General features: G+C 68.0%; 17 protein-coding genes and 1 pseudogene. 13 read left to right on the forward strand and 5 right to left on the reverse strand.

Translation table 11 applies throughout. The features are described from left to right. Positions 1-196: 196 nt before the first annotated feature. The 5 genes from Q4A20_RS03145 to Q4A20_RS03165 form a co-directional block, all read right to left on the reverse strand. A complete protein-coding gene (locus tag Q4A20_RS03145; protein ID WP_303120207.1) occupies positions 197-1,591 on the reverse strand; it encodes an MFS transporter in 1,395 nt (464 codons plus the stop codon). 81 nt (positions 1,592-1,672) lie between these two features. Next, on the reverse strand, positions 1,673-2,620 hold the full coding sequence (locus tag Q4A20_RS03150) for a sugar kinase (protein ID WP_303120210.1): 948 nt from the start codon (positions 2,618-2,620) through the stop codon (positions 1,673-1,675). Positions 2,621-2,778: 158 nt separating this feature from the next. Further along, complete coding sequence (locus Q4A20_RS03155; RefSeq protein WP_303120213.1) at positions 2,779-3,663, reverse strand: L-ribulose-5-phosphate 3-epimerase; 885 nt, start codon at positions 3,661-3,663, stop codon at positions 2,779-2,781. Next, complete coding sequence (locus Q4A20_RS03160; protein ID WP_303120215.1) at positions 3,660-4,328, reverse strand: orotidine 5'-phosphate decarboxylase / HUMPS family protein; 669 nt, start codon at positions 4,326-4,328, stop codon at positions 3,660-3,662. Before Q4A20_RS03160 ends, Q4A20_RS03155 begins: the two co-directional genes overlap by 4 nt. A 15-nt stretch (positions 4,329-4,343) precedes the next feature. Beyond that, positions 4,344-5,336 (reverse strand): phosphotriesterase, encoded by a 993-nt coding sequence (locus Q4A20_RS03165; RefSeq protein WP_303120218.1) that lies wholly within the window; start codon positions 5,334-5,336, stop codon positions 4,344-4,346. A 206-nt stretch (positions 5,337-5,542) separates the two neighbouring features. Here Q4A20_RS03165 and Q4A20_RS03170 point away from each other — a divergent pair, with 206 nt between their 5' ends. From Q4A20_RS03170 to metK, 13 genes and pseudogenes are all read left to right on the forward strand, one after another. Beyond that, positions 5,543-6,499 (forward strand): sugar-binding transcriptional regulator, encoded by a 957-nt coding sequence (locus tag Q4A20_RS03170; RefSeq protein WP_303120220.1) that lies wholly within the window; start codon positions 5,543-5,545, stop codon positions 6,497-6,499. 288 nt (positions 6,500-6,787) lie between these two features. Further along, a complete protein-coding gene (locus Q4A20_RS03175; protein WP_303120223.1) occupies positions 6,788-6,937 on the forward strand; it encodes a hypothetical protein in 150 nt (49 codons plus the stop codon). 160 nt (positions 6,938-7,097) lie between these two features. After that, positions 7,098-7,985: an SDR family oxidoreductase gene (locus tag Q4A20_RS03180; protein ID WP_303120226.1), complete on the forward strand. Its 888-nt coding sequence runs from the start codon at positions 7,098-7,100 to the stop codon at positions 7,983-7,985. A gap of 180 nt (positions 7,986-8,165) precedes the next feature. Beyond that, a complete protein-coding gene (gene pyrR, locus Q4A20_RS03185; RefSeq protein ID WP_303120229.1) occupies positions 8,166-8,756 on the forward strand; it encodes a bifunctional pyr operon transcriptional regulator/uracil phosphoribosyltransferase PyrR in 591 nt (196 codons plus the stop codon). Continuing rightward, positions 8,753-9,757: an aspartate carbamoyltransferase catalytic subunit gene (locus tag Q4A20_RS03190; RefSeq protein ID WP_303120232.1), complete on the forward strand. Its 1,005-nt coding sequence runs from the start codon at positions 8,753-8,755 to the stop codon at positions 9,755-9,757. The genes pyrR and Q4A20_RS03190 overlap by 4 nt, the downstream gene beginning before the upstream one ends. Then, positions 9,754-11,091, forward strand: a complete 1,338-nt coding sequence (locus Q4A20_RS03195; RefSeq protein ID WP_303120235.1) for a dihydroorotase — start codon at positions 9,754-9,756, stop codon at positions 11,089-11,091. Before Q4A20_RS03190 ends, Q4A20_RS03195 begins: the two co-directional genes overlap by 4 nt. Positions 11,092-11,144: 53 nt before the next feature. After that, positions 11,145-11,588 (forward strand): annotated as a pseudogene (locus Q4A20_RS03200) (carbamoyl-phosphate synthase domain-containing protein); the annotation flags it as partial. Between the two features lie 146 nt (positions 11,589-11,734). Then, complete coding sequence (gene carB / locus Q4A20_RS03205; protein WP_303120238.1) at positions 11,735-15,070, forward strand: carbamoyl-phosphate synthase large subunit; 3,336 nt, start codon at positions 11,735-11,737, stop codon at positions 15,068-15,070. Continuing rightward, positions 15,067-15,963 (forward strand): orotidine-5'-phosphate decarboxylase, encoded by an 897-nt coding sequence (gene pyrF / locus Q4A20_RS03210; protein ID WP_303120241.1) that lies wholly within the window; start codon positions 15,067-15,069, stop codon positions 15,961-15,963. Before carB ends, pyrF begins: the two co-directional genes overlap by 4 nt. A gap of 90 nt (positions 15,964-16,053) precedes the next feature. After that, entirely contained in the window at positions 16,054-16,629 is a 576-nt protein-coding gene (gene gmk, locus Q4A20_RS03215) for a guanylate kinase (protein ID WP_303120244.1), read from the forward strand. Between the two features lie 94 nt (positions 16,630-16,723). After that, a complete protein-coding gene (gene rpoZ / locus Q4A20_RS03220) occupies positions 16,724-17,131 on the forward strand; it encodes a DNA-directed RNA polymerase subunit omega (RefSeq protein WP_303120247.1) in 408 nt (135 codons plus the stop codon). A 42-nt stretch (positions 17,132-17,173) separates the two neighbouring features. Then, entirely contained in the window at positions 17,174-18,499 is a 1,326-nt protein-coding gene (gene coaBC, locus Q4A20_RS03225) for a bifunctional phosphopantothenoylcysteine decarboxylase/phosphopantothenate--cysteine ligase CoaBC (RefSeq protein WP_303120249.1), read from the forward strand. A gap of 67 nt (positions 18,500-18,566) precedes the next feature. Then, a complete protein-coding gene (gene metK / locus Q4A20_RS03230) occupies positions 18,567-19,769 on the forward strand; it encodes a methionine adenosyltransferase (RefSeq protein ID WP_303120251.1) in 1,203 nt (400 codons plus the stop codon). Positions 19,770-19,785: the final 16 nt, after the last annotated feature.

Consider the following 19,785-nt stretch of genomic DNA (forward strand, 5'->3'; position numbering starts at 1 on the left):
GGACCTGATCGACCGTCTCAACGACCGCTACCAGAACGTCTACGGCCAACACTGACGGCTTCGCGCAGACGTTCACGCATCGGCTTCCAATAACCAATATGCCGTAGCCTCCGGATAGGAGTGATCCGGAGGCTACGGCATTGACGTGGCGGAGAGCCACAATGGCAGCGGCGTGCCGCCGCGGCGGTTGAGACGCTCAGATGTCCTCCAGTGACGCCCCCTTGGTCTCACGTGCGAACAGGTAGACCACGCCACCCAGGAAGAGCAGCCCGGCGAAGATGATGAAGGGCACGAACACCACTTCATGACTCAACTCGGCCGAACCCACCAGGGCGCCCACGAAGTACGGCCCCACCACCTTGGCGATGGCGCCGATTCCGTAGCCCAGGCCCAGCCCGGTGGAGCGGGCCTCGGTGGGGAACTGCTCACCGCCGAAGGCGTTGAGGATGCCGAAGGCGCCGTCGCCGAACATCATGACGATGAAGATGCCGGCGAAGAACACGTACCCGGCATTGCCGATTTCTCCGTCGGACGTAACCATCCGGGTGGAGAAGGCGGCGATCAGGGCACCGACGGCGCCGATCATGCCGCAGCCGAACATGGTCCAGCGCCGCCCGATCTTGTCCGAGATCCAGGCCGAACCGAGCCGTCCGAGCAGGTCTCCGAGCGAGACGAACATGAACAGGGTCGCCACGGTGCCAGCCCCGAACTTGAACGACTGCCCCAGCAGCGTCTGCCCCCAGGACTGCACCGTGAAGGAGCCCATGATGAAGCAGAAGGAGCCGAGTGCAACCACCAGCAGCTGCTTGGGGTACCTGGCGAAGATGACCGCATAGGAGGCGGAGGACTTCTGTGGCAGCTCCGGCAGATCGGCGACCTGTTCCACCGGGATCTCCATGGCCCACGCATAGGCCTCCTTCGCCTCGCGCTCACGCCCCCGCGACTGCAGGAAGCGGGGCGACTCGGGGATGAAGCGCGCCCAGGCGAGCAGCACGATCGGAATGCAGCCGACGGCGATCAGGCCGCGCCACCCCAGGGGGCCGCCGAGATACTTGGTCACCAGTCCGCCCAGGAAGATGCCGGCGGGGATGAATACGCTGGTCAGTCCGGCCAGCAGACCTCGCTGCTTGGCGGGCACGAACTCCTGCACAAATGGCACGGAGGTAATGTTCAGGCCACCGACGCCGAAGCCCACGCCGGTGCGCAGAATCGTCAGCAGGACCCAACCGTTGACCGGGGTGAAGGCAGAGCCTGCCGTGAACACCACCAGTACGACAATGCACCAGATGAAGGCGTGCTTGCGGCCGAACACGTCCGCCAGCCGCCCCCAGGTGATTGAGCCCAGCACGGTGCCCAGTCCCGCGCCGGCCAGGATCACGCCCGATTGGAAGCCGGTCAGATTCCATCCGGGTGTCTCGATGAGGAGATTGATGATGAAGCCAATGAGAAACAAGTCGAAGAACTCCGACACATTGCCGACGATCGCCATGCCGATCAGGGACTTCTGGTGTCCGGAGAGGCGGTGATTGTCGATTTGCTCAGGAGCGGTCTTCCCCTGTGGCGCTACATGCGCCGTTGCCTGTGTACTCATATCCATTTTTATTCTTTCAGTCTGACTGGCAGGAAGAGGATGGGCCGGGACGAGCCTGGGCGCGCACCGACCGTGCGGCTTTCAACGCACGATGTCCGTGCTCTGCAGGGTCTGCAGCTCGCCGGGACGTACGTGCGTGAGATCGCCGTGGTGCGTCAGCGCTATCTGGGCAACCTTGGTGCCCATCTCGATGCCCCGCTCGACGTCATCGTCCAGCCAGCCGTGCAGGGTGCCGGCGACGAAGGAGTCACCGGCACCGGGCCGGTCGATCACCGGCACGGAGTGGATATCGAAAGTGCGGTCCTTGACCGCCGTTGACAGGTAGGTACCGGCACGACCGTCGGTGGAGACCACCGTGGGCACACCCATCTCCTCGCGCAGGGCGCGGCAGGCCTGCACATCCGGCTTGTCGATGCCGAAGACGACCCTCGCGTCCGTGCGCGAGCAGAACAGGATCGACGATTTTCGCGCAATCGGCTCCAAGGTCGCCCGCGCCTGCTCCCCGCTCCAGAGCAAGGAGCGGAAATTGACGTCCAGGGCGACGTCCACGCCCCGCTCGCCGGCGGCGTCGGCGAAGTAGCGCACCACCCGAGCGGTGTCGGGGGTCAGCGCGGCGGTGATGCCGGTCAGAAAGACGATGCGGGTGTCCAGTAGGGCGTCCCAATCGATCTCCTCCGGTGTGATGGTGCGGAAGGGCGTGTGCAGGCGGTCGTAGGTCACCTTGCCCGGCAGCGGGAACTCGCCCGGCTCCAGGAAGTACAGGGCCACCCGGCCCTCCTCCGTCATCACCGTGTGGCGAATGTCCACGCCGACGGCGGAGTACTCCAGGGCGATACGGTCGGCGAGTTCTCCCTTGGGCAGTTTGGAGGCCCAGGCGGTGGAGCGACCGAGCTGGCTGAGTAGGCCGGCGACATTGGCCTCGGAGCCGGCGGCGGTCATGCGCAGGGAGCGGGCAGTGGCCAGCCGCTCGCCGCGTTCGCAGGTGAGGCGGATCTGCCCCTCACCGATGGTGGTCAGGTCGTACGTCATGATTCGGGTCCTTCTGTTTGGCTGTGTCTGGCCGCGTGCGCGGCGTTACAGCTGCCTTTCTGGTTCTGCATCCGTAGGTGTTGTTATGGATTGAAAGCGGTCGAAGAGTAACGGTTGTCGCATGGTGTGCTCTCGAGACGAGAGGCACGAGAGGGCGCTCAAGGTTTCTGGATGGCTATGCCGGCGCCGGCGGCCTTGCCCTCAATGAACTCGCGGGCGGCGATGCAGCGGGCCACGGAGTCGGGGGCGTCGTCGTTCCACATCTCGATCATGAGCCGACCGGTCCAGTGCTGCGCGGCCAGCAGCTCGAAGGACTTGTCCCAGTCGACGATGCCGGTGCCCATCTCCACCCGCCTCGGCTCCCCGCGGCGCACGTCCTTGGCGTGCATGGCCACCATGTGGCCACGACCGGCCTCCAGTTCGGCGGCGGGGTCCAGCCCCTGCTCGGCGATATTGCCCAGGTCGGGGTACACCTGCAGGTACGGGGAGTCCACGGCATTGACGAACTCCATAGCCTTGCGGATGGAGGTGACATCGGTGCCGTCTACATTCTCAATCCCCATCACAACCCCCAGGCGCGAGGCCAGGGGGACGGCGTCGGCAAGCAGCTGGCCGTACCAGCGCTCAGCGTCGGGATGGGGGTCCTCGTAGTAGGCGTAGTACCCGGCCACCTGGATCACCGGGGCCCCGAGTTCGTGACACAGTTCCAGCCCCTGGGCCATGACCTCGCGAGCTCGACGCCGCAACTCGGGGTCGGTCGAACCCGGGCCGATGCGCCGGTGCACCGATAGGCACACCCCGCCGATACCGGTGCCGACCGACTCGGCGGCCTCGCGCACCATGCGGCACTGGCGCGGCCCCCACTGAAGGCGGGCCTCCCGCTCGGGGGACTCGTCGACCGACAGGTCCAGGAAGGAGAAGCCGGCTTGTGGCACCTGGGCGAGGAAGCTCGCCCAGTCGTCCGCGGTTGCCAGCGAATTGGCGACCAGGGCCTTCTCGTAGATGCCCAGGCGAATGCCGTCGTCCAGGGTGGCCAAGCTCATGACCACACCTCGTCGATGGCGTCGCGCAGGGCGGATGCGGCTGCTGCCGGATCGTCGGCGCCGACGATCGAACGTCCGGCGATGACGATGCCGACTCTGCGACCGGCGAAGGCCTTTAGGTCCTCCGCACTGATGCCGCCGGTGACGGTGACCGTGAAGCCCATGTCCGCCAGCTCGTCGACCCGGTCCATGTCCGCGGCCTTCCAGGACAGGTCGCCGGCGGCCTCGCGGTCGCGGGACCGCTTGACGATGACGTGCTGGACGCCGACGGCGCGCCAGGCGCGGGCCCGGTCCGGGTCGTACCACTCGTCGGCCAGCTCCACCTGCACCTCGCCGTCGAACTCGGCGGCGACCTTGCAGACCTGCTCGATGGTGGTCATGGAGGCACCGGCCACGCAGGAGATCAGGTCGGCGCCGGCCTCGAAGGCCAGGCGGGCGATCTTGGCGCCGGCCTCCGCGATGCGCACATCGGCGAGAATCTGCTTGTCCGGGAACAGGGCGCTGATGTTGCGTACCGAGTGGTAGCCCTCGCACAGGATCAGGATGGTGCCGCACTCGATGATGTCGACGTACGGCGCCGCCTGCTGCAATGGGCCCAGCGCGCTGGGCTGGTCCAGCGTGTCTAGGGCGATCTGGAGCCTGGGCGTGTTGCGGGGTTCGCTCATTTCAACTCGCCTCGGTCAGCCGGCCAGGGGCTCGAAGGCGAAGAACGTGGCGGCGTTGTTCACCAGCAGGTCCTGGACGTAGTCGGGATCGAAGCCCTCGTCGTCGATCAGGCGCGGGCAGAACACGGCCGGGTCGTAGTCGATCCCGGAGACTGAGCCGTAGGCCTTCTGGTAGGAGGCCTTGCCCGAGTCGGTGCCGAGCAGGATCTGCTTGCCGTAGCCCTTCTCACCGAGCACCTTGATGAGGTTCACGCGGGCGTTGTCCGGCACGTATTTGATGCGGTTGGTGCCGTCGAGCTCAACGTAGGCGCCGAGCTTGGTGATCTGCGCATGGATCCATGGGTCCCAGTTGCGCTGGATGTGCCCGATGGCGATCTTCTCCGGGGCCACGCCCTGCTCGATCAGGAAGCGGGCCTGCTCTGGACCGCAGGTGCCGGCGGTTACGTGGGTGTTGACGGGTGCGCCGGTCTCCTTGGAGGCGATGGCGACGGCCTTTCCGGTCTTCACCTCCCAGTCGGTGATCTTGCCGTAGGCGGTGGCCCACTTGATGACGCCGGCGCGCACGTCGGTGCGCTTGACCAACGGGCCCATGTAGTCGCCCGCGTCAACGCCCTCGACGATGTCGGCGATCAGCAGATCGGCAATCTCGTTGACCGTGTACTGGTTGACCCAGGACTGACGCCACTCGAGGTAGACCTTCTGCTGGTGGAAGCCGGTGGCCTGGATGACCTGCAGGTCGCGCACCCGGTCAACGACGCGCTTGAGCTTGAGCACGCCGCGGCCACAGGACGCCGGGCACATGTCCACGATGGTGGCGTTGGGGGCGAAGCGCTTGGACGCCTCGACGAAGTAGCCGGCCTCCTGTACCGCCTTGTCCTCGTCTTCCAGAAGATGGTCGGGATCAATGTAGACCTCTCCCGCGCCGACGCGGATGAGGTGGTCGTGGGCGTTGACGACGCCGAGCGTGGACGGGTCGACGTCGCCATGAATGGTACGGACGATTGCCATGTGGTTCTCCCTCGAACGGATGAGCAGGGCTGCCGCGTGGTGGTCACCTCCATCGCGGTACCTTCACGCTAGGTGTGGCAGAAACGCCGCCGAAGCCGCCTGCTGCACATCCGTGCAACCTACGGTTTGATGGAGTGGTGTTCACAACCGGTCTTCCCTCGGGAATTCATAGTGGTACCTGAGGATGCTGACGGTAGAATGCAACTATGTGCGCAACCCTGGATCGCGAGCATGCGCGGCTGCTGCTCAACATCGCCCGCCTTTACTGGGACGAGGACCTCAGTCAGGATGAGATCGCCGAGCACCTGGGCTACTCGCGCTCCACGGTCTCACGCAAGCTGACCGAGGCACGCAGAGTCGGGATCGTCCAGGTGACCGTCGCTCACCCCATCGAACGACTAATGGCATTGGAGGAGCAGCTCACCTCGGCCTTCGGCCTCCAACAGGCTCGCGTCACCGAGGTATCCCGTACACTCGTTCCCGGTGTAACCCCCGCCGTTGCCCGGGCCGCGGCGGAGCTGCTGCTCGAGCACTGTGGCTCGAAGTCGGTGATTGCGGTATCCAATGGGCGTGCCGTGGCCGCCGTCGTGCATCAAATGCCGGAGCGCACCTGGCCCACCTCGACGGTGGTGGCCATGATCGGATCGGCTGGGGAGTCCTATGACCTGGGCGACGGCGCGGATGTGTGCCGCAACCTGGCCATGCGGCTGGGTGGCCGCTACCGGTCACTGACGGTGCCGCTGGTTTTCGACTCACTGAAGCTGGTGCGCGCCGTACGTCAGGAGGACCAGGTCGCTACCACCCTGGAACTGGCTGCTCGCAGTGACGTCGCCCTGACCGGGATCGGCGCCGTGGGGGAGTCCACCAGTCCGCTGCTGCGCAAATGGATGACGCCGCAGGTGGTGCGCGAGTGCCGCCGCCGGGGTGTGGTTGCACACTTGTGCGGGCATCACCTGGACGCCGAGGGGCGGCACGTGCCCACGGCACTGTGCGAGCGAACCCTGTGCATGGAACCCGAAAGACTGAAGGAGATCCCCTTCGTCGTCGGCGTGGCCGCGGGTGAGGAGAAGGTGACCGCAATCCGCTCGGCCCTGCGCGGCGGCTACCTCTGCGCACTGGTCACCGACGAGGTCACCGCCCGCGCGGTACTCGAGGGGAACTGAGCGTCCAGCCCGGGGTGCTGCGGAACTGTCAAAAATGATGCCAAAGGCCGCTACGCGCCCCGACCATCTCCGACGAAACGGCGTGATATCAATGGTCTTCGAATGTCGCAAGCTTCGATCGGTCCCGTTTGTCATCAATTGTGACAGCGATCGGTAGCCTCTCCCTGATGTCTGGTCTACTCCCTGCCTACCTGCCTGGACAAGCATCCCAAGCGGCCCGGACAGTGTTCAGAGGCTTAGACATAAGCACAAGGGCGCGATAAAGGTGGAGGGGAGGACTGCCTGCCCATGAGTGACTTGCGATTCGACAGTCCATCTGGTGCTGCCGGTTTCGTAGGAGGCGCGGCCTTGAACGGGAGGGACAGGTGGAAGCGTGGTGGCAGGAGTCTGAAGGAGATTGAGGACTCCGAAATCGAGAATGCCGTGCAGGACCGCTGAACAGCGGTACTCGTCGAGGTACAACACCGCACCGCTGTACGACTTGCTCGGAGCCCGGCGCCGACTCACTGAGCGCCATGCCGACCTCGGTACGTCATTGATGGCGATCGCGGCAAGTTCCTTGCGCCGACCCATGGGGCAGTGGGGTAGAAAAGGTGCTATGAGCACCACCGTCGGCCCAGCCCTCACTTCTCCCTCCGCCCGCCCGCTCACGATCGCCGTCACCGGCGCCACCGGCAAGGTCGGCGGCCGCGTCGCCGAGCTACTGCACGATGCCGACCTGCGTCAGCGCCTCCTTGTGCGCAACCCGTTGAAGGCCCCCGCTTGGGCCGACGACGTCGCCGTCGCCTCTTATGGCCAGGCCGATGCCGCCCTACGCGCCCTGGAGGGCGTGGACCTGCTGTTCATGGTTTCGGCCGCCGAGAGCGCCGATCGTCTCGAACAGCACAAGACCCTCATCGATACAGCAGCGGCGGCCGGCGTGCGGCACGTCGTCTACACCAGCTTCCTGGGCGCCGGCCCTGAGGCCGCCTTCACCCTGGCCCGCACCCACTGGGCGACCGAGGAACACCTGCGCGCCAGCGGTATGACCTGGACCTTCCTGCGCGACTCCTTCTATATCGACTTCATCCCTGATCTGGTCGTCGACGGCGTCATCGCCGGCCCCGCTGGTTCCGGACGTGTAGGCGCCGTCGCCCGTGAGGATGTCGCGTGCAGTGCGGCCGCGATCCTCACCGGCGTTGCCGACGGCCAGGACCGACATGACGGAGCGACCCACGAACTGACCGGGCCCGAGGCCTTCACCCTGGCCGAAGCGGCCGCCACCATCACGACTGTGACCGGCCGTCCCACCGTCTACCGTGACCAGAGCCTCGATGAGGCCTATGCGTCCCGCCGCGGCTACAACGCGCCCGCCTGGCAGTTGGATGCCTGGGTGTCCACCTACACCGCGATCGGCTCCGGTGAGCTCGCCACCGTCACCGACGATGTGCGCGCGCTTACTGGGCGGACGCCACTCACGCTGGCCGAGGTGCTGCGCCGTGGATAGGGCGGGCATCCGGCGCCGCTGGCGCCATATCCACCGGTCTCGGTACGTCCTTAGTGCCGGTCTCGAGGGGGTGACCGCCCGGTGGACGGCGTGCGCGTCGTTAGCGGCGCTGCGTTAACATCACCCTGACCGACATCCTTGAAGCCCGTCCAGTGAGGCGGAGAAGGAGGTCCACGTACCGTGGCCGCAATACAGCCCCCCGGGAAGCAGATCCTCGGCGCCGCCGAGATCCAGCGCTCCCTCGTACGCATCGCCCACGAGATACTTGAACGCAATCGTGGCGCCAGCAATCTGATGATCCTCGGCATCCCATCCGGGGGAGTCCCACTCGCCCGGCGTCTGGCAGCAGCGCTTGAGGTCGCCGCCAAGGAGTCCGACGACCCCGCCGGGACCCCGCCGGTCGGCACCCTGGACATCACCATGTACCGCGACGACCTCGGTCGCCACCCGATCCGCGTGCCCCAGCCCACCCGCATCCCGGGGGAGAGCCTGGAGGGCCGCACCGTCATCCTGGTGGACGACGTGCTCTTCTCCGGCCGCACCATCCGTGCCGCCCTGGACGCCCTGGGCGCCATCGGGCGCGCAGACGCCGTCCAGCTGGCCGTGCTGGTGGACCGCGGTCACCGCCAACTACCCATCCGCGCCGACTACGTGGGCAAGAACCTGCCCACCTCCCGGACCGAGAAGGTGGTCGTGTCGCTGACCGAACTCGGCGCCGATGTCGACGCCGTCACCATCGTCGATGCTGCACCTCAGGAGGCCGCCCGATGAAGCACCTGCTGTCAGCCAAGGACCTGTCCCGTGACGAGGCGGTGATGGTACTGGACACCGCCGAGGCCATGGCCGCCACCCAGCGCCACGCCGTCAAGAAACTGCCCACTCTGCGCGGCAAGACCGTGGTGAACCTCTTCTTCGAGGACTCCACCCGCACCCGCCTGTCCTTCGAGGCGGCCGCCAAGCGCCTGAGCGCCGACGTCATCAACTTCTCCGCCAAGGGTTCCTCCGTCTCCAAGGGCGAGTCCCTGAAGGACACCGCCCAGACGATCATGGCGATGGGCGCCGACGCCGTGGTGGTGCGCCACTCCGCCTGCGGCGCCGCCCACCTGCTGGCCCACGCCGGCTGGATCGACGTGCCCGTCCTGAACGCCGGCGACGGCACCCACCAGCACCCGACCCAGGCACTGCTGGACGCTATGACCCTGCGCCGCTGGTACACCCCCGGCGGTCCGGCATCCGGCTCCGCCCGTGCCGGTGACGGCAGCCCCGCCCCTCGCGGCCGCGACCTCGACGGCGCCCGCGTCATCATCGTCGGAGACGTGCTGCACTCCCGTGTGGCTCGCTCCAACGTCGACCTGCTCACCACCCTGGGTGCCCACGTGACCCTCGTCGCCCCACCCACCCTGCTGCCGGTGGGCATGGAGGACTGGCCCTGTGAGGTCTCCTACGACCTCGATGCCGCCATCACGGCCGCCGAGCCGGACGCCGTGATGATGCTGCGCGTGCAGCGTGAGCGCATGAGCGCCGCCGGCGGCGGATACTTCCCCAGCCCCGGGGAGTACTCCCGCGGCTACGGGCTGGACGCAGTGCGCCGCGCCGCCATGCCCGAACACGCCATCGTCATGCATCCCGGCCCCATGAACCGCGGCCTGGAGATCACCGCCGACGCCGCCGACGACGTCCGCTCACGCGTGGTCGAACAAGTCGGCAACGGCGTCTCCGTGCGTATGGCCGCCCTGTACCTGCTCCTCGCCGACGAAGGGAACCAGCTGTGACCGCCCATCTCCTGCCAGGTGTCCGTCCCTACGGTGAGGACGCCACCGATGTACTCATCATCGACGAGACCATCGCCGCCATCGGCCCCGATGCCGCGGCCCAGGCGCCCGCCGACGCCCAGCGTCACGACGACCTGGCCGGCAAGGTGCTGCTGCCCGGCCTAGTGGACATTCACACCCACTTGCGCCAGCCCGGCGGAGAGAGCGCCGAAACCGTCTACACCGGCACCCGTGCCGCCGCCGTTGGCGGCTACACCGCCGTGTTCGCCATGGCCAACACCACCCCCGTGCAGGACAACGCCGGCGTGGTCGAGCAGGTGCTGCGCCTGGGTAACCAGGCCGGCTGGGTGGACGTCCACCCCGTCGGCGCCGTCTCGGAGGGGCTGAGGGGCGAGCACCTGTCTCAGATGGGCGCCATGGCCCACTCCGCCGCCCGGGTACGCGTCTTCTCCGACGATGGGCACTGCGTGTCCGACCCGGTGCTGATGCGCCGCGCCTTGGAGTACGCCAAGTCCTTCGACGGCGTGATCGCCCAGCACGCCCAGGATCCCCGCCTCACCGAGGGCGCTCAGATGCACGAAGGCCGCGTCTCCGCCGAACTCGGCCTGGCCGGCTGGCCCGCCGTTGCCGAGGAATCGATTATCGCCCGCGACGTCCTGTTGGCGGGCCACGTCGGTTCCCGCCTGCACGTGTGTCACCTGTCCACCGCCGGCAGTGTGGAGATCATCCGCTGGGCCAAGGCACGCGGTATCGACGTCACTGCCGAGGCCACCCCCCACCACCTGCTGCTCACCGATGAGAAGGCCCGCACTTACTCGCCCCTGTACAAGGTCAATCCGCCTCTGCGCACCGCCGCGGACGTGGAGGCGGTGCGAGCCGCGCTGGCCGACGGCACCATCGACGTGGTGGGCACCGACCACGCCCCCCACCCGCGCGAGTCCAAGGACTGCGAGTGGCAGGCGGGAGCCTTCGGCATGACCGGTCTGGAAACGGCCCTGCCGATCATCATCGCCACCATGGTCGAGCCCGGCCGCATGACCTGGCGGGACGTTGCCCGCGTGCTGTCCGAGGCTCCCGCCCGCATCGGCCGTCTGGACGATCAGGGCCGTCCGCTGGCAACGGGCGAGAGCGCCAACCTCACGGTGGTTGACCCCGATGTGCGCCGTGTCGTGGATCCCGACACCCAGTGGACCCGCTCCAACAACACCCCCTATGCCGGCATGGAACTGCCCGGACAGGTCATGGCCACCTTCCTCCGCGGCCGCCCCACCGTTCTGGACGGCCGCCCCGTAGCGCAGGGCGCCGCGTCAGGCGAACAGAAGGAGAACGCATGAGTTCCCCCGGGAACGCGAACCCGGCGGCCTACGGCGGCTTCACCAGCCCGGCCCTGCCCGCCGGCGCTCCGGTCCAGCGCACCCCGGCGCTGCTGGTCCTGGAGGACGGCTACACCCTCGTCGGCAGCTCCTATGGGGCACTCGGTTCTACGGTCGCCAAGATCGTCTTCAACACCGGCATGACCGGTTACCAGGAGACCCTCACCGACTCCTCCTATCACCGACAGATCGTGGTGATGACCTCCCCTCACATCGGTAACACGGGAATTAACGATGAGGACGGCGAGTCCGACGGCATCCGGGTGGCCGGATTCGTGGTGCGCGACCCTGCGCGCCGCGCCTCCTCTTGGCGGGCCCGCCGTGACTTGGAGTCCGAGCTGGCCTCGCACGGGGTGGTCGGCATCTGCGACCTCGACACCCGAGCCCTGACTCGCCACCTGCGCGAGCGCGGCACCATGCGTGCCGGGATCTTCTCCGGGGCCGCGCTGCCCGACGGCGTCGGCTACGCTCCGCAGTCGGCACCAGCGGCTGCCGCGATCGCCCGGTGTCTGGAGGCCGTGCGCGCCGAGCCGGCCATGACCGGCCAGGATCCCGTCGCCGTCGTCGCCTCCGCCGCCCCCACCACCGCCGAGGAGAACGCCTGATGCCCCGCCGTACCGACATCTCCTCCGTCCTGGTCATCGGCTCCGGTCCGATCGTCATCGGTCAGGCCTGCGAGTTCGACTACTCCGGTACCCAGGCCTGCCGGGTGCTGCGCGCCGAGGGTATCCGCGTCATCCTGGTCAACTCCAACCCGGCGACCATCATGACCGACCCGGACATGGCCGACGCCACCTACGTCGAGCCCATCACCCCGCAGGTCGTGGAGGCGATCATCGCCAAGGAGCGCCCCGACGCCCTCCTGCCCACGCTCGGCGGGCAGACCGCCCTGAACACCGCCATGAGCCTGGTGGAGTCCGGAGTCCTGGACAAGTACGGGGTGGAGCTCATCGGGGCCCGCGCCGAGGCCATCAACGCCGGCGAAGACCGCGAGGAGTTCAAACGCGTGGTCGAGCGCTGCGGCGCCGAGGTGGCCCGCAGCGTCATCGCCCACACCATGGACGAATGCCACGCCGGAGTGGAGGCGCTCGGCGGCTATCCCGTAGTGGTTCGGCCCTCCTTCACCATGGGTGGCCTGGGCTCCGGTTTCGCCTACAACGCCGAAGACCTGGAGCGCATTGCCGGGCAGGGCCTGGCGGACTCGCGCACCAGCGAGGTGCTCCTGGAGGAGTCGATCCTCGGTTGGAAGGAGATCGAGCTGGAGGTCATGCGCGACCGTGTCGACAACTGCGTGATGGTCTGCTCCATTGAGAATGTGGACCCCGTGGGCGTGCACACCGGCGACTCCATCACTATCGCTCCGGCCCTGACTCTGACCGACCGGGAGCTGCAGAGACTGCGGGACATCGCCATCGCCGTGATCCGGGAGGTGGGTGTGGACACCGGCGGCTGCAACATCCAGTTCGCCGTGCATCCGAACACGGGACGCGTGATCGTCATCGAGATGAACCCGCGTGTGTCCCGATCCTCGGCCCTGGCGTCGAAGGCCACCGGCTTCCCCATCGCCAAGATCGCCGCCCGCCTGGCCATCGGTTACACCCTGGACGAGATCCCCAACGACATCACCGGCTCCACCCCGGCCTCCTTCGAGCCGGCGGTCGACTACGTGGTGGTCAAGGTGCCGCGCTTCGCCTTCGAGAAGTTCCGTGGCGCCGACCCGACATTGACCACCACCATGAAGTCGGTGGGGGAGGCCATGGCCCTGGGCCGCTGCTATACGGAGGCCCTGCAGAAGGCCATGCGCTCCATCGACAAGGCCGGCTCGGTGTTCCATTGGGACGGGCCTGCCCCCACCCCTGAGGAGCTGCCCGGACTCATCGACTCGTTGCGCACCCCCACCGAGCACCGCCTGGTGGACCTCCAGCAGGCCATCCGCGGCGGTGCCACCATGGAGCAGCTGTTCGACGCCACCGCCATCGACCCGTGGTTCTTGGACCAGATGTACCTCCTGCAGGAGATCGCCGAGGCGGTCCGGACCGCTCCGGCGCTCACCGCGGAACTGCTGCGACGGGCCAAGCGTCACGGCTTCTCCGATGCCCAGATATCCTCCCTGCGAGGCATCGGCGAGGAGACGGTGCGCCAGGTCCGGCACGCCTTCGGGCTGCGGCCGGTGTACAAGACGGTGGACACCTGCGCCGCCGAATTCGCCACCAATACCCCCTACCTGTACTCCACCTACGAGCAGGAGACCGAGGTGGCCCTGCGGGAGCGGGAGGCCGTCATCATCCTGGGCGCAGGCCCCAACCGGATCGGTCAGGGCATTGAGTTCGACTACTCCTGTGTGCACGCCACCATGGCCCTGTCCGAGCGCTACGACACCGTCATGGTCAACTGCAATCCGGAGACCGTCTCCACGGACTACGACATCTCCGACCGCCTGTACTTCGAGCCGCTGACCTTCGAGGACGTGATGGAGGTGTACGAGGCGGAGCTGGCCGCCGGCCCGGTGGCCGGGATGGTCGTGCAGCTTGGCGGCCAGACGCCACTGTCCTTGGCGGCTCGGCTGAAAGCGGCGGGGGTGCCCATTCTGGGCACCACCCCGGAGGCGATCGACGCCGCCGAGGACCGGGAAGTATTCGGCGTCGTCTTGGAGCGCGCCGGGCTGCCGGCCCCCGCCCACGGGACCGCCCTGAGCGACGAGCAGACACTGGCGGTGGCCGAGCGCATCGGCTTCCCGGTGCTGGTGCGGCCCAGCTACGTGCTGGGTGGACGCGGCATGGAGATCGTTTACAACCGTGACGGGCTGGCCGATTACCTGGCTCGTGCCTCCACAGAGGCCGGCGGCGCCTACGCCAACGGTCCGCTGCTGATCGACCGCTTCCTGGACGACGCCATAGAGATCGACGTCGACGCCCTCTACGACGGCACCGAGCTGTTCCTTGGCGGTGTCATGGAGCACATAGAGGAAGCCGGCATCCACTCCGGTGACTCCGCCTGCGTGCTGCCGCCGATGACCCTGTCCGATTCGGAGATCTCCCGTATCCGCCGTTCCACCGAGGCGATCGCCGCGGGTGTGGGTGTGCGCGGGCTGATCAACATCCAGTACGCGCTGGTATCGGACACCCTGTACGTGATCGAGGCCAACCCGCGCGCCTCGCGCACGGTGCCCTTCGTCTCCAAGGCGACCGGCGTACAGCTGGCCAAGGCGGCAGCCCTGGTCATGTCCGGCCAGTCCATCGCCGCCCTGAGGCAGTCCGGGCATCTGCCCGCCCGGGACGCCGCCGTCACCGACGTCTTCGACCCCATCGCCGTGAAGGAGGCGGTGCTGCCGTTCAAACGCTTCCGCACCCCGTCCGGAAAGGTGGTAGACACCGTCCTCGGCCCGGAGATGCGGTCGACCGGTGAGGTCATGGGCTACGACGTCGACTTCCCCCGCGCCTTCGCCAAGTCACAGTCCGCCGCCTACGGAGGCCTGCCCGATCAGGGAGCCCTGTTCGTCTCCGTCGCCGACCGGGACAAACGCGCCATCGTACTGCCCGTGGCGCGCCTGGCCGAGTTGGGGTTCACGATCTACGCCACCACCGGCACCGCCCAGGTGCTGCGCCGCAACGGCATCAGCGCAACTGGCGTGCGCAAGGTCAGCGAGGGCCGGGGAGAGCACGGCGAGCAGACCATCGTCGGCCTGATCGAATCCGGTGCCGTCGACATGGTCATCAACACCCCCAGGGGGCAGGGCGCCCGCGCCGACGGCTACTCCATTCGCGCCGCCACCACCAGTGCGGACAAACCCATCATCACCACCGTGCAACAGCTGCAGGCGGCGGTGCAGGCACTGGAGGCACAGCTGGCCGGACCGGTACGGGTACGCAGTCTGCAACAGCACGACGCCGACCGCCACTCCCGTCGTGCCAAGGCCGGATTGGTAAAGGCTCTCGCATGAGCACGGTCCCCTCCTCCGGCGACGGTACTAGGCGGACGGTAACTCCATTCGGCGCGCGGTTGGCCGCCGCTATGGACGCCCACGGCCCCCTGTGCGTGGGCATCGACCCGCACGCCGCCCTGCTGTCGGACTGGGGGCTACCCGACACGCCCGCCGGCCTGCGGGAGTTCTCCCTGCGCGTAGTCGAGGCGCTGGGGGGACGAGTGGCAGCCGTCAAACCCCAGTCCGCGTTCTTCGAACGTCACGGCTCCCATGGCATCGCAGTCCTGGAGGAGACGCTGGCCGCCCTGCGACAGGCGGGCACACTTGCCGTCCTGGACGTTAAACGGGGGGACATCGGCTCCACGATGAACGGCTACGCCCAGGCCTACCTGGCCGACGGCGCCCCGCTGGCGGCCGATGCCATCACCGTCTGCCCGTACCTGGGCTACGGCTCACTGGAGCCCGCGCTGGAGATGGCCGCACGCACCGGCCGGGGCGTATTCGTGCTGGCACTGACCTCCAACCCGGAGGGCGCCGCGGTGCAGCACGCCCGTAGCCCTCAAGGACGCGCCGTGGCCGCCGACGTGGTCGCCGGGGTGACCCAATCCAACGCCCGTGCCCGGGCCGCCGGCGTTCTGGGCAGCGTCGGTCTGGTAGTGGGCGCCACCATCGGTGACGCCGTGCACGCCCTGGACCTAGACCTGGTGGCCGCCGACGCGCCCCTGCTGGCGCCGGGCGTCGGTGCGCAGGGGGCGGGCGCGGCCGAGTTACAGGTGGTCTTCGGACCCGCCCGAGTCAATGTGCTCGCCTCCACGTCCCGGGGTGTGTTGCGTGCCGGCCCCGCCACCGCCGACCTGCGTACGGCTGCCGCTCGCGCGGCCGCCGAGGCAGCCACCGCCCTGCGCCGTTGACGGTATGGGCTCTGCTGGAGGCCGCCCAAAACGATCGGGAGCTCGTGCGCCGCTTCGGCCGACCGGTGCCCGAAGAGGCATTATGGGCTCATGACCGCAGCCCAGGCGCCGCCCGCCCGTCTCACTGTCATCGCCGGACCGACCGCCGTGGGCAAGGGCACTATCGTCTCCGAGTTGCGGCGCCGCCACCCCGACCTGTTCGTCTCGGTATCCGCCACCACCCGCGCTCCTCGCCCCGAAGAGCGCGACGGCGTCCATTACCATTTCGTCTCCGAAGCCGAATTCGACCGGCTGGTGGCTGCGGGCCAGATGCTGGAGTGGGCGGTCGTTCACGGCACCCATCGTTACGGAACGCCGCGCGGGCCGGTGCAGGACCAACTCGACGCCGGCCGCCCCGCCCTGTTGGAGATCGACCTGGCCGGTGCGCGGCAGGTTCGTGCCGCCATGCCGCAGGCCCAGCTGGTCTTCATCGCCCCACCGAGTTGGGAGGAGCTGGTGGCGCGCCTGACTGGACGGGGGACCGAGACGCCCACGGACCGCGCCCGCAGACTTCAAACCGCCCGGGTGGAGCTCGCCGCCGCCGCGGAGTTCGACTGCGTCGTCGTCAACGACTCCGTGGCACGTGCCACGGATGAGCTTGAGGACGTGCTCGGCCTGAGACGTTAGAGTAAGGTGCTTGCGGCGCAGTGCCCTCCGGGGAAAGTCCGCAAACCGCAGCACCGCGCCCGAACCGGTATAGCACACATTGGGAGACAAGCACATGCTCGGAACCTCTGCCGACCCCGAGGGAATCACCAACCCTCCCATTGACGATCTCTTGGAGAAGGTCGACTCAAAGTACGGGCTGGTGGTGGAGGCCGCCAAGCGCGCCCGGCAGATCAACAGCTACAACCAGCAACTGGAAGACAACCAGTTCGAGTACTTCGGCCCCCTCGTCGAGGCCGATAACGAGGACAAGGCCTTGAGCATCGCCCTGCGTGAGGTCGCTGAGGGCAAGCTCCAGGTCATCTCGGGGGACGAGGCCCGTGCCCGTCGCGCCGAGGCCGAGGAAGCCCGTCGCGCCGCCGAGGCGGATATGTTCTCCGACATCCCGCTGGACAGCCCCCTCGACCTGGCGGGCCAGGACGAGCCCGGCAGCGCCACTGACCTGGACGACATCCAGTTCTGACCTACGGCGTCCTCACCCCGAGTACCGACTAGACGCACAGTCGTGGCCATCGACACCAGCCGCAGGCAGGAACGTGATGCGGCCCGGACACGTCGCATCGTTGTGGGCGTGTCCGGCTCCATCGCCGCCTACAAGGCACCGTCGGTGATCCGGTTGCTGCGCGCGGCCGGGCACGAGGTGCGGACTGTGCCCACCGCGGCGGCGCTGCGTTTCATTGGCGCTCCGGCGCTGGCCGCCGTCACCGGCGCGCCGGTGCAGTCCGGCGTCTTCGAGGACCCAGCCGCCGTTGCGCACGTGGAGACGGGGGAGTGGGCGGAGCTGGTTCTGGTGGCGCCTGCCTCGGCGGACCTGCTCTCCCGAGCCGCCGCCGGCCGTGCCGACGACCTGCTCACCGCCACACTGCTGACCACCACCGCCCCGGTCGTGATGGCGCCCGCAATGCACACCCAGATGTGGAACCATCCCGCCACGCGCGAGAACGTGGCCACGCTGCGGCGCCGCGGCGTGACCATCATCGAGCCCGATTCTGGGCCGCTGACGGGCTCCGGATACGGATCCGGGCGTCTGCCCGAGCCCGAGCGGATCGTGGCCCAGGCTCTGGCGCAGCTGAATGGTGTGCCCGAAGACGACCTCAAACCTCTGTCCGGACGTCACGTCGTCGTATCCGCCGGAGGTACGCGCGAACCGCTTGATCCGGTGCGCTACCTCGGCAACCGCTCCTCCGGGAGGCAGGGCGCAGCCATCGCCCGGTGCGCGGCCGCCCGCGGCGCCCGCGTGACCCTGGTCTCCGCGCACGTCGACTCGCAGGTGTTGACCGAACTGTCACCCCAAATCGAGGTGGTTCCCGTCACCACGGCCCTGGAGCTGCGGGGGGCCGTGCGTGCCGCCGCCACTGACGCCGATGCGGTGGTCATGGCAGCGGCAGTGGCCGACTTCCGGCCCGCCGTCGTGGCGGACTTCAAGCTGAAGAAGCATCCGCTCGCCGCATCCGCGGGAGCTGCGGACGCGGCCGGTCCCACCCCTATCGCCCTGGTGGAGAATCCCGATGTTCTGGCCGGTCTGGTGACCGACCCGCCGCGCACGGACGGAGGGCGCACCCTGGTGGTCGGCTTCGCCGCCGAGACGGGCGACGCCGAGGGCGACGTGCTGGCTCACGGCGCCGCCAAGGCTCGCCGCAAGGGTGCTGACCTGCTGGTGGTCAACGCCGTCGGCGTCGACCGGGGCTTCGGAGACGTCCCCAATGCCGTCATTGTGCTTGATGCCGCCGGGGAGGAGATCACCCGGATGCAGGGGAGCAAGCAGGAAGTGGCCGACGTCCTAGTCGCACTAATCACCGACCGGCTCCGCGACGATGCGGGCCGGCAGTAAGGCTTGCCACATGCGAGCACCCTCGGCCCGCGCGGTTCGGGCAGGCGTGCGCCGGTACCCTTGGGACGTGAGTTCCCGCCTACGACCATTCACGTCCGAGTCTGTCACCGAGGGGCACCCGGACAAGATCTGCGACCGCGTCTCCGATGCCATCCTGGACGCCATCCTCACTCAGGACCCGACCGCACACGTAGCGGTCGAGACCATGGTCACCACCGGGCTCGTGCACGTCGCCGGTGAGGTGAGTACCAGCGCCTATGTGGAGATACCCGATATCGTGCGCAACGAGATCGTCTCCATCGGCTACACCTCCTCCGAGGTCTGCTTTGACGGCGCGTCCTGCGGCGTGTCCGTCTCGATCGGTCAACAGTCGCCCGACATCGCCGCCGGCGTGGACAAGGCGCTTGAGGCGCGTGACGACGCCGGAGACCTCGACCCGTTGGACATCCAGGGTGCCGGTGATCAGGGCCTGATGTTCGGCTACGCCTGCACGGACACCGACGAGTTCATGCCACTGCCCATTCACCTGGCCCACCGCCTGGCCGAACGCCTGACACATGTGCGCAAGCAGGGCATCGTCGAAGGGCTGCGGCCGGACGGCAAGACTCAGGTGACGATCGGCTACGACGGCGACGTCCCGGTGTCCCTGGCCGGCGTGGTCGTCTCCACCCAGCACGACCCGGGTCGCAGTCACTCCTCCCTGACCGATGCCATCACTAAGGAGGTGATCCGCCCGGTGCTGGAGGCGGAGGAGGCCAAGGGGCTGAGACTCGCCACCGCTGATGCCCAGATCCTGATCAATCCCTCCGGCCAATTCGTCATCGGCGGTCCCGCCGGCGATGCCGGTCTGACCGGACGCAAGATCATCGTCGACACCTACGGAGGCATGGCCCGTCACGGGGGCGGTGCCTTCTCCGGCAAGGACCCCTCCAAAGTCGACCGCTCCGGCGCCTACGCGATGCGATGGGTTGCCAAGAACGTGGTCGCGGCCGGCCTCGCCGACCGCTGTGAGGTCCAGATCGCCTATGCCATCGGCTCCGCCCGCCCCGTCGGTCTGCACGTGGAGACCTTCGGTACCCACAAGGTGCCGGTGGAGCGGATAACCGCCGCCATCAAGGAGGTATTCGACCTTCGTCCCGCGGCGATCGTGCGTGACCTGGACCTGCTGCGCCCGATCTACCGCAGCACCTCCGTCTATGGTCATTTCGGCCGGCCGGGATTCACCTGGGAGTCCACCGGCCGGACCACGGCTCTACGCGCCGCCTGCTGACTACGGGGGCGGCTGG

The organism is Actinomyces sp. (assembly GCF_030530635.1).
Lineage (GTDB): Bacteria > Actinomycetota > Actinomycetes > Actinomycetales > Actinomycetaceae > Actinomyces.